The organism is Rhodococcus rhodnii NBRC 100604 (assembly GCF_001894925.1).
In the GTDB taxonomy this organism is placed as follows: Bacteria; Actinomycetota; Actinomycetes; order Mycobacteriales; family Mycobacteriaceae; genus Rhodococcus_F; species Rhodococcus_F rhodnii.
In genome coordinates this window covers 112370-128195 of sequence record NZ_BCXD01000005.1, presented here as the reverse complement: position 1 = coordinate 128195, position 15826 = coordinate 112370, and the positions used below count along the sequence as shown (strand labels likewise).

Sequence of the window (15826 nt, the reverse complement as noted above, 5' to 3'; positions counted from 1 at the left end):
CGCACACTACGTCGTGAGCTCGCGGTGACCGAATCGGAAGGCGACAGCGCCCCCCGGACGGACCCCGGACCGGAGGAACCGCAGAGCACGTGACGCCCCCACCCCGGGCGGATGCAGCATGGTGTGCAGATGGGATTCGACATGACCGAACTCGCGGAACGCACGAGCGCCGCCCAGGGCGAGAGCCCCCGGGCACGACGCGGCGGGACCCGGTTGCCCCGAGACGCCCGGCGCCAGCAGCTCCTCGCGGCCGCGAGCGAAGTGTTCGTCTCCCGTGGATACCACTCGGCCGGGATGGACGAGATCGCCGAGTGCGCGGGGGTCAGCAAGCCCGTGCTCTACCAGCACTTCCCGGGCAAGCTCGAGCTCTACGTCGCCGTGTTGCAGAACTACGTCGACAGCCTCGTCTCCGGCGTCCGGCAGGCACTGCGCTCGACGACCGACAACCGCCAGCGCGTACGCGCCGCGGTCCAGGCGTTCTACGACTTCGTCGACAACGACTCGCAGGGTTTCCGGCTGGTCTTCGAGTCGGACATGATGGGCGAGCCGCAGGTGCAGCGCCGCGTCGAGCAGGCCACCGAGGCGTGCGTCGACGCCGTCTTCGATCTCGTGGCCCACGACTCGGGCCTCGACCCGTATCGCGCACGGATGCTCGCCGTCGGACTCGTCGGCACGAGCCAGTTCACCGCGCGCTACTGGCTCGAGGCCGCACGCCCGATCCCCAAGGAAGAGGCGGTCGAGAACACCGTGCTGCTCGCGTGGGGCGGCCTCTCGCACGTCCCGCTGCAGGCCGAACGCTGAGTCGCCCCCACACGACCGAACGAGCGACGGCCCCGGATGCGATCGCATCCGGGGCCGTCGCTCGTTGGGGCCCGTCGCTCGTTCGGTGTCCTGCGGGTTCGGATTCCCTGCGTCAGGAGGCGCCGAAACCGACCTTGCGGGAGTCGGTCGCGCCGATCTCGACGTAGCCGATCTTCGAGGCCTGGATGAGGTACTTGCGTCCCTTGTCGTCGACGAGCGAGATCACGCCCGCACCGTTCTCGAGTGCTCCGGACACGAGCTTCTCGACCTCCTCGGAGGTCTGCGAGCTCGACACGACCAGTTCACGCGGGCTGTCGACCAGCCCGATCTTGACCTCCACGACCAACCTCCGATATCTGCGAAACTGCGGCTGTCCTCGTCAGGCTAGTGCAGGCGCGAGTCCCCGCGCCGCCGCCCGCGCTGTGCCCAGAGCGAACACGCACAGCAGGCGAGTGTCTCCCTGCCGCGGCGTCAGACGAGACCGAGGGTCGCCATCCGCTCGCCGTGCTTGGCCTGCATGCCGCCCACCAGCTCGGCGAGCCCGTTGAGATCGCCGGCAGCACCGAGTACGAGATCCGTGAGCGCATCGCGCCGCGACATGACGAGCTGGGCCTGCGTGATCGCCTCGCCGAGCAGCCGCCGTCCCCACAGCATCAGCCGATCCTTGTCGCGCGTGCTCGCGGAGACCGCGGCACGCACCTCGTGCACGACGAACTCGGAGTGCCCCGTCGTGGCGAGCACCTCCTCGACGATCTCGGCGACCTCGGCGGGCAGCCGGTGGGCGATCTCCCGATAGAAGTCCGCCGCGAGCCCGTCGCCCACGTGGGCCTTCACGAGCGCCTCGAGCCACGTCGCGGGATGCGTCGACGCGTGATAGTCGTCGAGTGGCCGGACGAACGGATCCATCGCCTCATAGACGTCGAAACCCCGTGCCACGAGCGCGGATTCCAGCACCTCGAAGTGACGCATCTCGGCCGACGCCATCGCGGCGAGCGCGACCTTGCCCTCGAGCGTGCGCGCCATCCTCGCGTCGTCGGCGAGCCGGTAGAACGCCGAGATCTCGCCGTAGGCGAGCACCGCGAGCAGTTCCCCGACCCCTGGATGGTCCGGCGGAATCGCCGACACGGGCCGCTGCGGGGCCTCGGGAGTCGCGTGCGAGGGATCGGGAGTCGTGTCGGAATCCATGCGCCGAACTCTAGTGCGGAATCGTCCTACCCCCGCGCGGCGTTTACAATGGGCGACGGAAACCGACAGGTCGCCCAGCCGCTCGCCCGATGCGGCGGTCACGGTCGAACCGACGAAGCGCAGACATCGCGCCGGTTTCCGCAAGGAAATGTGCGCGCACCGACCGACGGTTCGCTCGCGAGCCCGCTCGCCCGTCCCGAAACCGGCGCAGCAGCGAGAGTTCACGCGAACCGCCTCGGAGAGGCACTCGAGCCGTCCGACGACGGCCGGCCCGGACCGAACGAGTCCGTGTCCCGACTCACCTCGTGCGTGCGTGCCGCTACGAGGAAGGCATCACCCTGACCACCATCAGCAATCCCGACATCAGCACACCCGGCACCGGAGATCCCGAGCCCGACGTGACCGCACAGGTTCCCGCCGAGCACGTCGCTCCCACGTTCGCCGAACTCGGCGTCAGCTCCGAGATCGTCGACGCGCTCGCCGACGCCGGGATCCATCGCACCTTCGCGATCCAGGAACTGACCCTGCCGCTCGCACTCGCCGGCGACGATCTCATCGGCCAGGCCCGCACCGGTATGGGCAAGACGTTCGGCTTCGGCGTTCCGCTGCTCCAGCGCGCCACCGACGGCAGCGCGACCCCGCTCGACGGAACTCCGCGCGCCCTCGTCGTCGTCCCGACGCGCGAGCTGTGCATCCAGGTCACCGAGGACCTCGAGAGCGCCGCGAAGAACCTCGCCGGCAGCGGCAAGAAGGGCAAGCTCTCGGTCGTCTCGATCTACGGTGGCCGCCCCTACGAGGCCCAGATCGACGCACTGCGCGCGGGTGCGGACGTCGTCGTCGGCACGCCCGGCCGGCTCCTCGATCTTGCGAACCAGAACCACCTGATCCTCGGCAAGGTCGCGGTTCTCGTCCTCGACGAGGCCGACGAGATGCTCGACCTCGGCTTCCTGCCGGACATCGAGCGGATCCTCTCCAGCGTTCCGGCCGCACGCCAGACGATGCTCTTCTCGGCGACCATGCCCGGCCCGATCCTCACGCTGGCCCGCCGCTTCCTGACGCAGCCGACGCACATCCGCGCCGAGCACGCCGAGACCTCGGCCGTGCACGAACGCACGACGCAGCACGTCTACCGTGCTCACGCGCTCGACAAGCCCGAGCTGGTCGCCCGCGTGCTGCAGGCGGAGGGCCGCGGCGCGACGATGATCTTCACGCGCACCAAGCGCACCGCGCAGAAGGTCGCCGACGATCTCGCCGAGCGCGGCTTCAAGGTCGGCGCCGTCCACGGCGACCTCGGCCAGGGTGCGCGCGAGAAGGCGCTCACCTCGTTCCGGAACGGCAAGACGGACGTCCTCGTCGCGACGGACGTCGCCGCCCGCGGTATCGACATCGACGACGTGACCCACGTCGTGAACTACCAGTGCCCCGAGGACGAGAAGACCTACGTCCATCGCATCGGCCGCACCGGCCGCGCCGGCCGCACGGGTATCGCCGTGACGCTGGTCGACTGGGACGACGTGCCGCGCTGGCAGCTCATCGACAAGGCGCTCGAGCTCGGCGTCGCGGACCCCGTCGAGACCTACTGCAGCTCGCCGCATCTGTTCGCCGAGCTGGGCATCCCCGACGACGCGACGGGGCGGATCGCCGCAGCGCGCACGTCCGCGGGCGACCGCGGCGCGTCGAGCGACCGCAGCGACAGGGGCGAACGCGTCGAGCGCGGGGAACGCCCCGCACGCACGCGCAGCCGCCGGCGCACGCGCGGCGGCCGGACGGACGGTGGCGACACCGCGAAGGCCGGAGCGACCGAGCAGCCGGCCGAGCAGGCCACCGACACCGCGGCACCCGCCGAGAACGCCACCGGCGCACCGAAGCGTCGCCGTCGCCGTCGCGGCGGATCGCGTGGCGGCGCGAACGGCACACCCACCGCGACTCCCGACGCCTCGGCACCGACCGAATAGCATTCGGGGGTGCCCGCACCCGAACGCCGCTCGCGCATCGACGTCGTCGTCGCGGTCGGGCTCGCCGTCGTCGTCGCCCTGACCCTCACGGTCGTGTGGCTGCGCAGCGACGCCCGCGGCACGACGTCGGTGACGGCGTCACCTCCCGTCGCCGATCCCCACACGCCGCTGTCGGTCCCCGAGACCCTGCAGCCCGTGTGGTCGGCGACGAGCGACGTGCCCGGGCCCGTCACCGCGGGCGGAGCCGTCGTGACCGCCGAGGGCGGTGCCGTCGTCGGCCACGACGCGCGCACGGGCGAGCAGGCGTGGCGATACGAGCGTGATCACGCGCTGTGCACCGTCGCACCCGCGTTCCACAACGCCGTCGCCGTGTATCGGGACGCCCGCGGGTGCTCACAGGCGACCTCGCTGCGCGGCTCGGACGGCGTCCGAGCCGCGCAACGCACGAACGACGCCGACTCCGAGGTCACGACGAGCGGCAACGACACCTATCTCGCCGTCCGGGGCGACACCCGGCTCGAGGTGTGGCGGTCGGATCTCGTCCGCACGCTGGAGTACGGGCGCGTGGACGCCCGTGTCACGCCCGACGCGCAGCCGCGGTCGGGCTGCACGCTGCTGGACGCGGACGCGAGTTCGCAGCGCGTCGCCGTCGTCGAGCAGTGCCCCGGCGAGCCGAGCGCCCGCCTGACATTGCTCGACCCGTCGCCGGACGACGCGCAGAAGCCCGAGGAGTTCGCGTCGCGCGTTCTCACCGAGGCACCGCAGTCCGGCGGGCCCGTGCCCCGCATCGTCGCGGTCGCCGGCGAACGCACCGCGCTGTATCTGCCGCCCGTCGGGGACGAGGGCCCGCGGGTCGGCATCTACGACGGCGCGGGCACGCTCGTCACCGTGAGCCCGCTCGACGCACCCGCGAGCGACGACGCGACGTCGGTCCGCTCGGGCGACACCGTGCTGTGGTGGTCGGGCACCGATCTGGTGGGCTTCACCGGTACCGATCTCGCGCCGCGGTGGGTCTATCCCGGCACGCTCGGTCCCGGCACCGTGATGGCGGGGCAGGTCCTCGCCCCCGTCGACGGGGGCATCGCGGTCCTCGACCCCCGCACCGGGGTGCCGGCGCGCAGCATCGGTCTCGCCCGGCCCGAGGCCGAGGGCACAGTCTTCACCGCGACGGTCGGGGCGGCCGTGGTCGAGCAGATCGGCGAGACCGTCACCGTCTACGAGTGACGCGGCGCCGGTTCAGCCCAGCGTGACGAGTTCCGAACCGGCCCAGTGCTTCACGAGATTGTCCGCGAGATCGCGGTACGCCGCGGCACCCTTGTTCGCACGCCCGGACAGCACCGTCGCGCCCGAGGCCGTCGCCTCCGCGAATCGGACGGTGCGCGGGATCGGCGGCGCGAGCACGGGCAGCCCGTATCGATCCGAGATGTCGGCGAGCACGTCGCGGCTGTGCGTCGTCCGCGCGTCGTAGAGCGTCGGGAGCGCACCGAGCAGTTGCAGGTCGGGATTCGTGATCTGCTGCACCTCGCGGACGGTGCGCAGGAGCTGACCGACGCCGCGGTGCGCGAGTGTCTCGCACTGCAACGGCACGAGCACCGATCGTGCCGCCGTCAGCCCGTTGAGCGTGAGCACGCCGAGCGACGGCGGGCAGTCCAGCACGACGGTGTCGTAGTCGTCGAGGATCGGGGCGAGGGCCCGCGCGAGGGTGAACTCGCGACCGGGCCGCATGAGCAGCAACGCCTCGGCGCCCGCGAGGTCGATCGTCGCGGGCAGCAGGTCCACCCCCTCCTCGGTGCCGACGACGACGTCACGCGCCTCGGCGTCGCCGACGAGCACGTCGTGGACGGACGTCTCGAGCCGATCGGGGTTGTGTCCCAGCGAGAACGTCAGACATCCCTGGGGATCGAGATCGACCACCAGCACGCGCTGCCCGAGACCCACCAGCGCGGCGCCCAGGGACGCCACGGTGGTCGTCTTCGCGACTCCACCCTTTTGATTCGCCACCGCCAGTACTGTCGTCACGTGACGATCTTCCCTCACTACGAGCCTCGTGGCGAGCCTCACACGCGCGCGGGCGCGCCGTGACCTCGGCACCTCGCGGCGCGGCGGTCCCCGGCAGCGGACGCGATTCCGACCGCGCCGGATCGGCCCGGGTCGTCCTGATCCGGCACGGGGAGACCGAGTGGTCGCGCACCGGACGTCACACGGGCCGCACCGACATCCCGCTCGCCGACGAGGGCCGGCGTCGGGCAGCGGCCCTCGCGGGCCCGCTCACGGCGCTCCGGCCGACCGACCCGCTCGTCCTCACGAGCCCGCGCGAGCGTGCCGTGCGGACGGCGGAACTCGCAGGTCTCGAGATCGCTCGGCGGTGGGACGCCCTCGCGGAGTGGGACTACGGCGAGTTCGAAGGGCTCACGACGGAACAAATCCGCGAACACACTCCCGACTGGACCGTCTGGACGCATCCGACGCCCGGGGGCGAATCGGTCGAGCACGTCCAGTCGCGTGCGGATCTCGTGTGGTCCGTGGCCCATTCGCAGCTCCCGGTTCGCGACGTGATCCTCGTGGGGCACGGCCACTTCTCACGGGCGCTCGTCGCGCGGTGGATCGACGCTCCCGTCGTCGAGGGCCGCCGGTTCGCCCTCTCCCCCGGGGCGTACACGGTGCTCGGTTTCGAGCACGGCGTCCCACAGGTGGTGCAGCACAACGTGTCCGGCACCTGACGCCGGACGGGGGCGCTCAGCCGCGCGGGTCGCCGTCCTGCTCGCCGTCGCTCGTGCCCGGGCCGCGGTCCGCGTCGTCGAGTTCGGAATTGCCGCCGTACTCCTGCGCCATCCACTGCGACGTGGCGGGCGCGAACAGGCACACGATCGCCACGGCGATCGCGACCGCGAGCGGGGCACCGAGGAGCGTCTGATGCGAGTCGGTGAGCAGTGCCCACGCGAACGGGATCAGCAGCAGCTGCGCCACGACGGCGATCGCACGTCCCCACCGGCGCCCGGTGAGCAGCGCGACACCTGCGGCGAACACCGCACCGAAGATGATCGCGAACCAGCCGGCCGTGCCGTAGCTGCTGCTGACCGACTGATCGCTGCCGCCGAGCCCGCGCACGACGAGCACGAGAACGACGACGAGTCCGATCGCTCCCTGGGCGCCGACGAGGGCGCCGGCGATCCGCACCGTACGCGGAGCCGGGAGGACGAACGAGGACGACGACTGCTTCGACACGGCAGCCAGCCTAGATGCCGGCCTCCGGCCCGGCATCGACCAGTCGCGCGAATCGGACATCGGTGTATCGCCCGCGTGATCACGGACACGCTGCCGCTACGCTGACGACCCGTGCGTGCCCTGCTGATCGTGAACCCCAATGCGACATCGACGTCCCCCGCGGGGCGCGATCTGCTCGCACACGCGCTGGCGAGCACGCTCACGCTGTCGGTCGCGCACACCACACACCGCGGCCACGCCGCCGAACTCGCCCATCACGCGGGGACGGACGGCACCGACCTCATCATCGTGCACGGCGGCGACGGCACCGTGAACGAAGTCGTCAACGGCCTGCTGGGACCACCGAGCGACGCGCCGCTGCCGCACGTCCCCTTCGCGGTCGTGCCGGGCGGCTCCGCCAACGTCTTCGCGCGCGCACTCGGCGTCGCCGCCGATCCCCTCGTCGCGACCAACCAGCTCATCGATCTCCTCGCCACACGGCAGCGCCGTCGCATCGGGCTCGGCTCGTGCGGCGACCGCTGGTTCACGTTCAACGCGGGCCTCGGGTTGGACGCGGCGGTCTGCAAACGTGTCGAGGATCACCGCGAGCGCGGTGTCGCCGCGACCTCGGGGCAGTACGTGCGCTCGGCAATTCGGACATTCTTCACCGAGAAGCGTTCACCCGCACGACTCACCGTGGCACTCCCCGGCGCCGAGCCGATCGACGGAGTTCATTACTCGTTCGTTTCCAACACGAGCCCGTGGACATATCTCGACGAGCGCCCCGTACACACGAATCCGGGGACCTCCTTCGACACCGGCCTCGGCATCTTTGCGATGCGAACGATGGGCGTGATAAAGAGCCTGCGGACCGCCCGGAACATGCTCGCCGAGGGCGGCGATCCGACGAGCCCGGATCTCGTCCGTGCCGACGACGTCGACTGGATCCGGATCACCGCGAGCGAGCCGATGCCGCTGCAACTCGACGGCGACTACCTCGGCGAACGCGATGACGTGGAGTTTCGCTCCGTCCCCGACGCACTGGACGTGATCGCGCCCGCCGCCGAGTGAGACACGGCTCACGTCCGTTCCTCCAGCTTCTCGCCGTGCGGATCGTTGTGCGATGGCTCATAATCCTGCCGGCACGTTCGTCGCTGCGGTAAAAAGGAGCGAATGCCGCCGAGCGGACGAAAAAGTGAGTTCGACCACGGCCGCGCCGGATTCTATTGACATCCAGCCAGTTCGTGAAAGCATTCACAAGCAACAGTGTTGAAACATTCTGTTTCCACAGATGAACACGGCGTGACACCCCACACATACGAACCCGGCGCCTCGACGCGCGCCCAGTAAGGAGCACACGGAATGGACTGGCGGCACAATGCCATCTGTCGCGACGAAGATCCGGAGCTGTTCTTCCCCGTAGGAAACAGCGGCCCGGCCATCGCGCAGATCGCCGATGCGAAGCTCGTCTGCAATCGCTGCCCTGTGACCGCCGAATGCCTCTCGTGGGCACTCGAGTCCGGCCAGGACGCCGGCGTCTGGGGCGGAATGAGCGAGGACGAGCGTCGGGCGCTCAAGCGTCGCAACGCTCGGACACGCGCACGCAGCAACGTCTGAGACGCGGGAGCGCGAGTCGCTCCGTCGGGGCCCGGCACCGTTGGTGCCGGGCCTTTCTGATGCGCGCCGTCCGGCTCCGGTGTCCCGTACCGGCCGATCCGGCTGCCCGTCAGTCCCGTTCGCCGTCCTGACGTTCGCGACGCGACGCACCGGCGCGCCCCAACGGCACCCGGAGCACGGCGTCGGTGCCGCCGTCGGGCGAGGCGTGCACCCCGAGCGAGCCACCCAGTTCGGCGCCCACGAGCGTCCGCACGATCTGGAGGCCGAGCCGATCCGAGCGGTCGAGCCGGAAATCCGGTGGCAGGCCACGTCCGTCGTCGTGCACGACGACGTCGAGCCAGCGCGCGGACCGGCTCGCGCTCATCGTCACCGTTCCCGCCTCGCCGGGCTCGAACGCGTGCTCTATCGCGTTCTGGACGAGTTCGGTGAGCACCATCACGAGCGGCGTCGCGCGTTCGGAGGCGAGCACACCGAAACTTCCCTTGCGCCGCACCGTGATCGGCGTCGCCACCGAGGCGACGTCGGACAGGATCGGCACGAGCCGGTCGACGACCTCGTCGAGATCGACCTCTTCGTCCACCGACATCGAGAGCGTGTCGTGTACGAGGGCGATCGACGTGACGCGCCGCACCGACTCCGCGAGAGCCTGTCTCGCCTCGTCGTTCTCGGTGCGCCGGGCCTGCAGCCGCAACAGCGCCGCGACCGTCTGCAGGTTGTTCTTCACCCGGTGATGGATCTCGCGGATCGTGGCGTCCTTGCTCAGCAGCGCGCGGTCGCGCCGCTTGACCTCGGTGACGTCGCGCACCACCACGATGGCCCCGTCGATCGTGCCCGCGGGCTTGAGGACGAGCGCGCGCAACAACATCGTCGCGCCCCGCGCCTCGATCTCCATCGGCCGACCGGGCTTGTCGTGCAACGTCTCCCGAATGTACGTGGCGACCTCGCGCGACTCGAACGGGTCGGTCACGAGCACCCCCGTCACGGCGGCGAGATCGCGATCGACGAGATCCGTCGACAGGCCCATCCGGTGATAGGCCGACAGCGCGTTCGGGCTCGCGTAGACGACGCGGCCCGACGGATCGAGCCGGATGAATCCGTCGCCGGCGCGCGGCGTCGATCCGACCTGTGAGCTCGCGTCGTCGATCGGGAACGTCCCGTCGCTCACCATCTGGCACAGATCCTCGGCGGCGTCGAGGTAGGCCACCTCGAGCGGGCTCTGTGTCCGCCTGCTGGAGAGATTGCTGTCGCGGCTCAGCGCCGCGATGACGCGTCCGTTCCACCGCACGGGCAGTGCTTCACCGTGCGGCGGTACCGCGGCGTGAGCGACGTGATCAGGGGGTCGTACGACGGCACCCTCGAGGAACGCCCGGCGCACCTGGGGATGCTCGACGTCGGTCGCCGCAGTCCCGACGACGTCCTGGGGATACGCGGTGGACGCCGTCGTGGGACGTACCTGCGCGACGCAGAGGATGCGATCGTGGCCGTGGGCGTCGTCCGCCGCGGGGACCCACAGCAGGACGTCCGCGAACGAGAGGTCCGCGAGCAGCTGCCACTCCCCCACGACGCGCTGCAGGTGATCGACGGCCTCGCCGGGGAAATCGGTGTACTCGGCAAGCAGATCGCTCAGTGTCGACATTCGCCGGTCTCTCGTCAGGCGATGGTGGCGATCAGATCGCCCTGTTTGACGACGTCGCCGACCGCGACGTCCACCGACCCCACGGTGCCCGGTTCCTCCGCGAGGACCGGGATCTCCATCTTCATCGACTCGACGACGACGAGCGTGTCGCCCGGCTCGACGTGGTCCCCGGGGCTCACGACGACCTCGAACACCGTCGACACCATCTCGGCTCGCACGTCCGTCGCCACTGCGCCTCCTTCGTCCGCTGTGGCCGCAGCCGCAGCTCTGTGCGCATTCAGCCAATCACATCGCGGCGTCCCGGCGTGAAACGGCCCGGCGCGGCGTGGAAGACTGGAGGACAACACCCACTGGAGACATCGGGTGCACACTTCGTCGACGAGAAGGGAGTCCGCGATGGGCAAGCGCGGTCGCAAGAAGCGCAGCCGCAAGGGCAACGCCGCCAATCACGGCAAGCGCCCCAACAGCTGAGGCATACGAGAACGGGGCCCGGTGAGCATCGCTCACCGGGCCCCGTTCTCGTATGCCGTTCCCTCCGTCCGCTGCTATCCGCGCGGCGGCTCGGCGCTCTCACGGATCTCGGCACTCTCACGGATCTCGGCACTCTCACGGATCTCGACGGTCTCGCGGTACTCGACCGTCACGGTCCGAAGCTGGACCCGCAACCGGTCCCGCAGCCCGTCGGGTGCGTGCTCGCCGCCGCACTTGCGCGCCACGAGCGACTTGACCTTCTCCTCGATGCCGTAGGCCTCGAGGCACGAGCCGCAGTCGTCGATGTGCCGTTGCAGCCGCGCCCGCGACGTCTCGTCGCACTCGCCGTCGAGCATCAGCCACACGTCCGCGAGGACGGCGGTGCAGTCGAGCGACTCGAAGTCGTCCTGCTGGGTCATCGCGACACCTCCTCGCCCGCGGAGACGCCGGCCCGACGATCGAAGCCTCGCTCGCGCGCCACGTCCGCGAGCAGTCCGCGCAACTGCTTACGGCCGCGATGCAGCCGCGACATGACCGTTCCGATCGGCGTGCCCATGATCTCCGCGATCTCCTTGTACGGGAATCCCTCGACGTCGGCGTAGTAGACGGCCATCCGGAAGTCCTCGGGGAGCTCCTGCAACGCCGCCTTGATGTCGTCGTCCGGCAGTCCGTCGAGCGCCTCGACCTCGGCGGAACGCAGCCCCGTCGAGGTGTGCTCGGCGGTCGCCGCGAGCTGCCAGTCGGTGATCTCGTCGGTCGGGTACTGCGCCGGCTGACGCTGCTTCTTGCGGTACGAGTTGATGTAGGTGTTCGTGAGGATGCGGTACAGCCACGCCTTGAGGTTGGTCCCCTCCTTGAAGGAGCGGAACGCGCTGTACGCCTTGACGTAGGTCTCCTGGACGAGGTCCTCGGCGTCGGCCGGATTGCGTGTCATGCGCAACGCGGCACCGTAGAGCTGGTCGAGGAGCGGGAGCGCATCGCGCTCGAACCGCTCGACGAGGGCGTCCTGCGACTCGGTCGCCCGCCTGCCCGCCTCGTCGCTCGGCGGAACGTCGCCGCGCCGGGTCGCTTCCTGCACACCGTTCTCTTCGTGCACGCTGATCCCTTCGATCGCCGTCGCGTCCCAGGCTACCGCCAGGGGCGTCGTCCGCGTGGACGGCGGAGGGTCCATCACCGTTGCGGTCACGAGCGCCGGTCTCCCTTCGTCGGCAGGGCGTCTCCGCGGTGCGCACCTCACGCACGACGGATACCGCTTACGAGGGTGTTCAACCCGCGGGCGGGGGCGCTTGTTCCCGCGCCGCGTGTCGTCGTGCTCGCGCGCCCGAGCACAATGAACGCCATGGCAGGCTCGGCGACCCCCGCGACCACCCAGCTGGGCAGGACGGCGACACCGTTCACGGTGCACACCTACGAGCACGATCCGCGCTCGACCGCGTTCGGCGACGAGGCGGTCGCCGCCCTCGAGTCCGCGGGCGCGGCTCCCGACCAGGTGTTCAAGACACTGGTGGTCGCACTCACGGGTGCTCCGACCCGGTTCGGTGTCGCGATCGTGCCGGTCTTGCGATCGCTCTCACTCAAGGCCGCGGCACGCGCGCTCGGCGCGGGGAAGGCGGCGATGGCACCGCGCGCCGACGCCGAGCGCGTGACGGGATACGTCTTCGGCGGAGTGTCGCCGTTCGGGCAGCGCACCCGGCTCCCGACCGTTCTGGACGCGTCGGCGCTGTCGTTCGGCCGGATCTTCGTCAGCGGCGGGAGACGCGGCCTCGAACTCGAGATCGCGCCCACGGACCTCGTCACCGTTCTCGACGCCACGACGGCGCCGCTCACAGCAACGTGAGCTGATCTCCCGCCTCGTGGGCCTCGCCGTCGTCGCCGGTCCCCAGCGGCTCGAGCAGCGACGGATCGTCGTGACGGATCGATCCCACGCGCCGCGACACGCGGTACGGCGCGAGTGCCCTGGCCGCGCTGTCGGCGGCCGCGGGTACGTCCGCGGGGACGTCTCCCGTCGAGCAGTCGAGCCATGCGGCGCGATGGTCCGGTGCGACGACGAGCGGCATCCGCGGATGGATCTCGCGCAGCGCACCGCTCGCGGCCGTCGTGACGATCGCGAGGCTCACGAGCGGAGGTGCACCCGGTGCGTCGGGATCGCGCCGGTACTCCCACAGGCCGGCGACGGTGAACGTCGCCGCATCGGGCCGCCGGACCGCGTAGGGGCGCGCGTCGCGTCCCTCTCCCGCCCACTCGTACCAGGCCTCCATCGGCACGAGCGCGCGGCGTCGGCGCGCCGCCGAGGCGAACGACGCCTTCTCCAGCAGCGTCTCGACGCGCGCGTTGAACAGGACGGAACCGGCTGCCGGGTCCGCCCACTGGGGCACGAGTCCCCATCGCATCATCCGGATCCGGCGCTCACCACGCGGCGATGCGAGGACCGGCACGGACGTCGTCGGCGCGACGTTCCAGCGCGGCCCGTCCCAGGACCCGGCGGTGTCGTCGATCGCCTCGAGATCCTGTGCGAGGAGAGCCGGGTCGCGTCCCGTGACGTATCTGCCGCACACGATCCGCACTATCGCATGTCGCGCCCGGCCGACCCCGGCTGCGGCACGCGTGCGGCCCGATGGGCGAAGATGGAGGCGTGAGCACCCGTGCCTGGACAGCCCCGACCGCACCGCGACCGGTCCGAGCCGTCGTCGCCGTACCCGGCTCGAAGTCGATGACCAATCGCGCGCTCGTGCTCGCCGCACTCGCCGACGGCCCGTCGACCGTGACCGGCGCGCTGCGTAGCCGCGACACCGACCTCATGATCGCTGCCCTGCGCGCGCTCGGCACCGGCATCACCGAGGCGGACTCGGCGACGACGCTGCACGTCGTTCCCGGGCCGATCCGCGGCGCGCACATCGACTGCGGGCTCGCCGGGACCGTCATGCGATTCGTTCCGCCGCTCGCGGCGCTCGCCGATGCCGACGTGCAGTTCGACGGCGACGAGCAGGCACGCACGCGGCCACAGGCCACGCTGCTCGACGGCCTGCGCGGGCTCGGTGTGCGCGTGGACGGCGATCGGCTGCCGTTCACCGTCCACGCCCGCGGCGAGGTGCCGGGCGGCACCGTCACGATCGACGCGTCCGGGTCCTCTCAGTTCGTGTCGGGTCTGCTGCTCTCGGCGGCGCGGTTCGACGCCGGGGTGACGGTCCGGCACGACGGACCGCCCGTCCCGTCGCTCCCCCACATCGACATGACCGTCGCGATGCTCCGGCGTGCGGGCGTGACCGTCGAGATCGCGCATCGTCACGGCGCACCCTCCGAGTGGACCGTGAAGCCCGGTGCGGTGCGCGCGGTCGACTGGGTCGTCGAGCCCGACCTCTCCAATGCCACACCGTTTCTCGCGGCCGCCGCCGTGACCGGCGGTGAGGTCACCGTGCCGCACTGGCCCGCCGAGACGACCCAGGCCGGCGACGCGATCCGGGCGATCCTCACGGACATGGGCGCGGACGTCCGACGGACCGATGCGGGGCTGACGGTTCGCGGCCCCGGCGAGCTGCTCGGTCTCGACGTCGACCTCCACGACGTCGGCGAGCTCGCCCCCACCGTCACCGCACTCGCGGCGCTCGCGACGACCCCGTCCACGTTGCGGGGGATCGCGCATCTCCGCGGCCACGAGACCGATCGGCTCGCAGCGCTCGCGACGGAGTTCGCTGGCCTCGGCGGCGACGTCACCGAGACCGCCGACGGACTCGAGATCCGGCCGAGCCCGCTGCACGGCGGCCCGTGGCGGGCGTACGCGGATCACCGGATGGCGACCGCGGGAGCGATCGTCGGACTCCGCGTCCCCGGCATCGAGATCGACGACGTCGCGACGACGGCCAAGACTCTTCCCGGCTTCGACCGGATGTGGGAGACGATGCTCGATTCTTCTGCAGCACACGATGGTTCGCACCCGGAAGGAGCGCGCACTGAATAGACGACGGTACGACGAATCGGACGTCCGGATCCGTCCGGGCAAGGGAACCCGGCCGCGGACCAAGACCCGCCCCGAGCATCTCGACGCCGAGGCGGCGATGGTGGTCTCCGTCGACCGCGGCAGATGGGGATGCGTCCTCGGCGGCGACCCCGACCGCCGCGTCGTCGCGATGCGCGCACGGGAGTTGGGCCGGACCCCGATCGTCGTCGGCGACAACGTCGACGTCGTGGGCGACCTGTCCGGCAGGCCCGACACGCTCGCGCGCATCGTGCGGGTCGCGGAACGCTCGACGGTCCTGCGCCGCACCGCCGACGACACCGACCCGTACGAGAGGATCGTCGTCGCCAACGCGGGAAAGCTGCTGATCGTCGTCGCGCTCGCCGATCCGCCGCCGCGCACGGGCTTCGTCGAGCGGGCCCTCGTCGCCGCCTACGCGGGCGGGCTGACCCCGATCCTGTGTCTCACCAAGAGCGATCTGAGCGATCCGGCCGAGTTCGCGGCGTCGTTCGCCGATCTCGATCTCCCCGTCGTGCTCGCCGGGACGGCGGACGATCTCGGCGACCTCGAGACGTATCTCGACGGCGAGGTGACCGCACTCATCGGCCACTCCGGGGTGGGCAAGTCGACGCTCGTGAACCGGATCGTGCCGGAGGCCGAACGCGCGACCGGCGTGGTCTCGGGCGTGGGCAAGGGCCGGCACACCTCGACACAGTCGGTCGCGCTGCCCGCCCCGACTTCGGTTGCGCCGCACGGCGGCTGGATCGTGGACACGCCGGGAATCCGGTCGTTCGGCCTCGCGCACATCTCTCCCGACGACGTCGTGCGCGCGTTCTCCGATCTCGCGGAGGCGACGGCGGCCTGCCCTCGCGGCTGCACGCACATGGGGCCGCCGACCGACCCCGAGTGCGCTCTCGACGAGCTCGGGGGCGAGTCGGCGGCCCGGGTGCACGCCATCCGTGAGTTGCTCGCGGCGATCGCGCAGAACGACTCGTGGTGACGGCC

Annotated in this window: 18 protein-coding genes and 1 pseudogene; 10 read left to right on the top strand and 9 right to left on the bottom strand. The window is 70.9% G+C overall.

Annotation, left to right across the window (positions count from 1 at the left end; translation table 11 throughout):
• The first annotated feature begins 141 nt into the window (after positions 1 to 141).
• Positions 142 to 801: an HTH-type transcriptional activator FasR gene (gene fasR / locus RR1_RS05130; protein WP_040774358.1), complete on the top strand. Its 660-nt coding sequence runs from the start codon at positions 142 to 144 to the stop codon at positions 799 to 801.
• 112 nt (positions 802 to 913) lie between these two features.
• Here fasR and RR1_RS05125 read toward each other — a convergent pair whose 3' ends face one another.
• Positions 914 to 1141, bottom strand: a complete 228-nt coding sequence (locus RR1_RS05125; RefSeq protein WP_040774277.1) for a DUF3107 domain-containing protein — start codon at positions 1139 to 1141, stop codon at positions 914 to 916.
• 131 nt (positions 1142 to 1272) lie between these two features.
• Positions 1273 to 1986, bottom strand: a complete 714-nt coding sequence (locus RR1_RS05120; RefSeq protein WP_081634206.1) for a ferritin-like fold-containing protein — start codon at positions 1984 to 1986, stop codon at positions 1273 to 1275.
• A gap of 309 nt (positions 1987 to 2295) precedes the next feature.
• Between RR1_RS05120 and RR1_RS05115 the strand changes: the two are divergent.
• A pseudogene (locus tag RR1_RS05115) lies at positions 2296 to 3941 on the top strand (DEAD/DEAH box helicase).
• A 9-nt stretch (positions 3942 to 3950) separates the two neighbouring features.
• Positions 3951 to 5165, top strand: coding sequence for an Rv3212 family protein (locus RR1_RS05110; RefSeq protein WP_010839174.1), 1215 nt, complete (start codon positions 3951 to 3953; stop codon positions 5163 to 5165).
• A 12-nt stretch (positions 5166 to 5177) separates the two neighbouring features.
• Here the strand turns inward: RR1_RS05110 and RR1_RS05105 are convergent, their stop codons facing one another.
• Positions 5178 to 5960, bottom strand: coding sequence for a ParA family protein (locus RR1_RS05105; protein ID WP_040774280.1), 783 nt, complete (start codon positions 5958 to 5960; stop codon positions 5178 to 5180).
• Between the two features lie 59 nt (positions 5961 to 6019).
• Between RR1_RS05105 and RR1_RS05100 the strand changes: the two genes are divergently transcribed.
• A complete protein-coding gene (locus RR1_RS05100) occupies positions 6020 to 6661 on the top strand; it encodes an acid phosphatase (RefSeq protein ID WP_010839176.1) in 642 nt (213 codons plus the stop codon).
• 16 nt (positions 6662 to 6677) lie between these two features.
• Here RR1_RS05100 and RR1_RS05095 read toward each other — a convergent pair whose 3' ends face one another.
• Positions 6678 to 7166, bottom strand: coding sequence for a hypothetical protein (locus RR1_RS05095; RefSeq protein WP_010839177.1), 489 nt, complete (start codon positions 7164 to 7166; stop codon positions 6678 to 6680).
• 111 nt (positions 7167 to 7277) lie between these two features.
• On the opposite strand from RR1_RS05095, the gene RR1_RS05090 reads away from it, so the two are divergent.
• Together RR1_RS05090 and RR1_RS05085 are read left to right on the top strand one after the other, a co-directional pair.
• Entirely contained in the window at positions 7278 to 8216 is a 939-nt protein-coding gene (locus tag RR1_RS05090; protein WP_010839178.1) for a diacylglycerol/lipid kinase family protein, read from the top strand.
• Positions 8217 to 8507: 291 nt separating this feature from the next.
• On the top strand, positions 8508 to 8762 hold the full coding sequence (locus RR1_RS05085; protein WP_010839180.1) for a WhiB family transcriptional regulator: 255 nt from the start codon (positions 8508 to 8510) through the stop codon (positions 8760 to 8762).
• A 109-nt stretch (positions 8763 to 8871) separates the two neighbouring features.
• On the opposite strand, the gene RR1_RS05080 is transcribed toward RR1_RS05085, so the two are convergent.
• Positions 8872 to 10398: a sensor histidine kinase gene (locus RR1_RS05080; protein ID WP_010839181.1), complete on the bottom strand. Its 1527-nt coding sequence runs from the start codon at positions 10396 to 10398 to the stop codon at positions 8872 to 8874.
• A 14-nt stretch (positions 10399 to 10412) separates the two neighbouring features.
• Complete coding sequence (locus tag RR1_RS05075) at positions 10413 to 10628, bottom strand: biotin/lipoyl-binding carrier protein (protein WP_010839182.1); 216 nt, start codon at positions 10626 to 10628, stop codon at positions 10413 to 10415.
• 166 nt (positions 10629 to 10794) lie between these two features.
• On the opposite strand from RR1_RS05075, the gene RR1_RS23080 reads away from it, so the two are divergent.
• Complete coding sequence (locus RR1_RS23080; RefSeq protein ID WP_110293457.1) at positions 10795 to 10869, top strand: 50S ribosomal protein bL37; 75 nt, start codon at positions 10795 to 10797, stop codon at positions 10867 to 10869.
• A gap of 74 nt (positions 10870 to 10943) precedes the next feature.
• On the opposite strand, the gene rsrA is transcribed toward RR1_RS23080, so the two are convergent.
• Both rsrA and RR1_RS05065 read right to left on the bottom strand, forming a co-directional pair.
• Positions 10944 to 11288, bottom strand: coding sequence for a mycothiol system anti-sigma-R factor (rsrA, locus tag RR1_RS05070; RefSeq protein WP_010839184.1), 345 nt, complete (start codon positions 11286 to 11288; stop codon positions 10944 to 10946).
• Complete coding sequence (locus RR1_RS05065; protein WP_040774283.1) at positions 11285 to 12040, bottom strand: sigma-70 family RNA polymerase sigma factor; 756 nt, start codon at positions 12038 to 12040, stop codon at positions 11285 to 11287. Before RR1_RS05065 ends, rsrA begins: the two co-directional genes overlap by 4 nt.
• Positions 12041 to 12208: 168 nt before the next feature.
• On the opposite strand from RR1_RS05065, the gene RR1_RS05060 reads away from it, so the two are divergent.
• On the top strand, positions 12209 to 12706 hold the full coding sequence (locus RR1_RS05060; RefSeq protein WP_040774286.1) for an aminoacyl-tRNA deacylase: 498 nt from the start codon (positions 12209 to 12211) through the stop codon (positions 12704 to 12706).
• On the opposite strand, the gene RR1_RS05055 is transcribed toward RR1_RS05060, so the two are convergent.
• Positions 12693 to 13424 (bottom strand): SOS response-associated peptidase, encoded by a 732-nt coding sequence (locus tag RR1_RS05055; RefSeq protein WP_040774368.1) that lies wholly within the window; start codon positions 13422 to 13424, stop codon positions 12693 to 12695. The two genes, RR1_RS05060 and RR1_RS05055, sit on opposite strands and share 14 nt — an antisense overlap.
• A 59-nt stretch (positions 13425 to 13483) precedes the next feature.
• Between RR1_RS05055 and aroA the strand changes: the two genes are divergently transcribed.
• Together aroA and rsgA are read left to right on the top strand one after the other, a co-directional pair.
• On the top strand, positions 13484 to 14824 hold the full coding sequence (gene aroA, locus RR1_RS05050) for a 3-phosphoshikimate 1-carboxyvinyltransferase (protein WP_010839188.1): 1341 nt from the start codon (positions 13484 to 13486) through the stop codon (positions 14822 to 14824).
• Positions 14790 to 15821 (top strand): ribosome small subunit-dependent GTPase A, encoded by a 1032-nt coding sequence (gene rsgA / locus RR1_RS05045; protein ID WP_010839189.1) that lies wholly within the window; start codon positions 14790 to 14792, stop codon positions 15819 to 15821. The genes aroA and rsgA overlap by 35 nt, the downstream gene beginning before the upstream one ends.
• The last annotated feature ends 5 nt before the right edge of the window (positions 15822 to 15826 follow it).

Bases quoted from the DNA above. Each gene is read 5' to 3' on its own strand.
- RR1_RS05085 (WP_010839180.1), top strand. From the start codon at position 8,508: ATGGACTGGCGGCACAATGCCATCTGTCGCGACGAAGATCCGGAGCTG.
- RR1_RS05060 (WP_040774286.1), top strand. From the start codon at position 12,209: ATGGCAGGCTCGGCGACCCCCGCGACCACCCAGCTGGGCAGGACGGCG.
- aroA (WP_010839188.1), top strand. From the start codon at position 13,484: ATGGGCGAAGATGGAGGCGTGAGCACCCGTGCCTGGACAGCCCCGACC.
- RR1_RS05080 (WP_010839181.1), bottom strand. From the start codon at position 10,398: ATGTCGACACTGAGCGATCTGCTTGCCGAGTACACCGATTTCCCCGGC.
- rsrA (WP_010839184.1), bottom strand. From the start codon at position 11,288: ATGACCCAGCAGGACGACTTCGAGTCGCTCGACTGCACCGCCGTCCTC.
- RR1_RS05120 (WP_081634206.1), bottom strand. From the start codon at position 1,986: ATGGATTCCGACACGACTCCCGATCCCTCGCACGCGACTCCCGAGGCC.
- RR1_RS05065 (WP_040774283.1), bottom strand. From the start codon at position 12,040: ATGGACCCTCCGCCGTCCACGCGGACGACGCCCCTGGCGGTAGCCTGG.
- rsgA (WP_010839189.1), top strand. From the start codon at position 14,790: ATGGTTCGCACCCGGAAGGAGCGCGCACTGAATAGACGACGGTACGAC.
- fasR (WP_040774358.1), top strand. From the start codon at position 142: ATGACCGAACTCGCGGAACGCACGAGCGCCGCCCAGGGCGAGAGCCCC.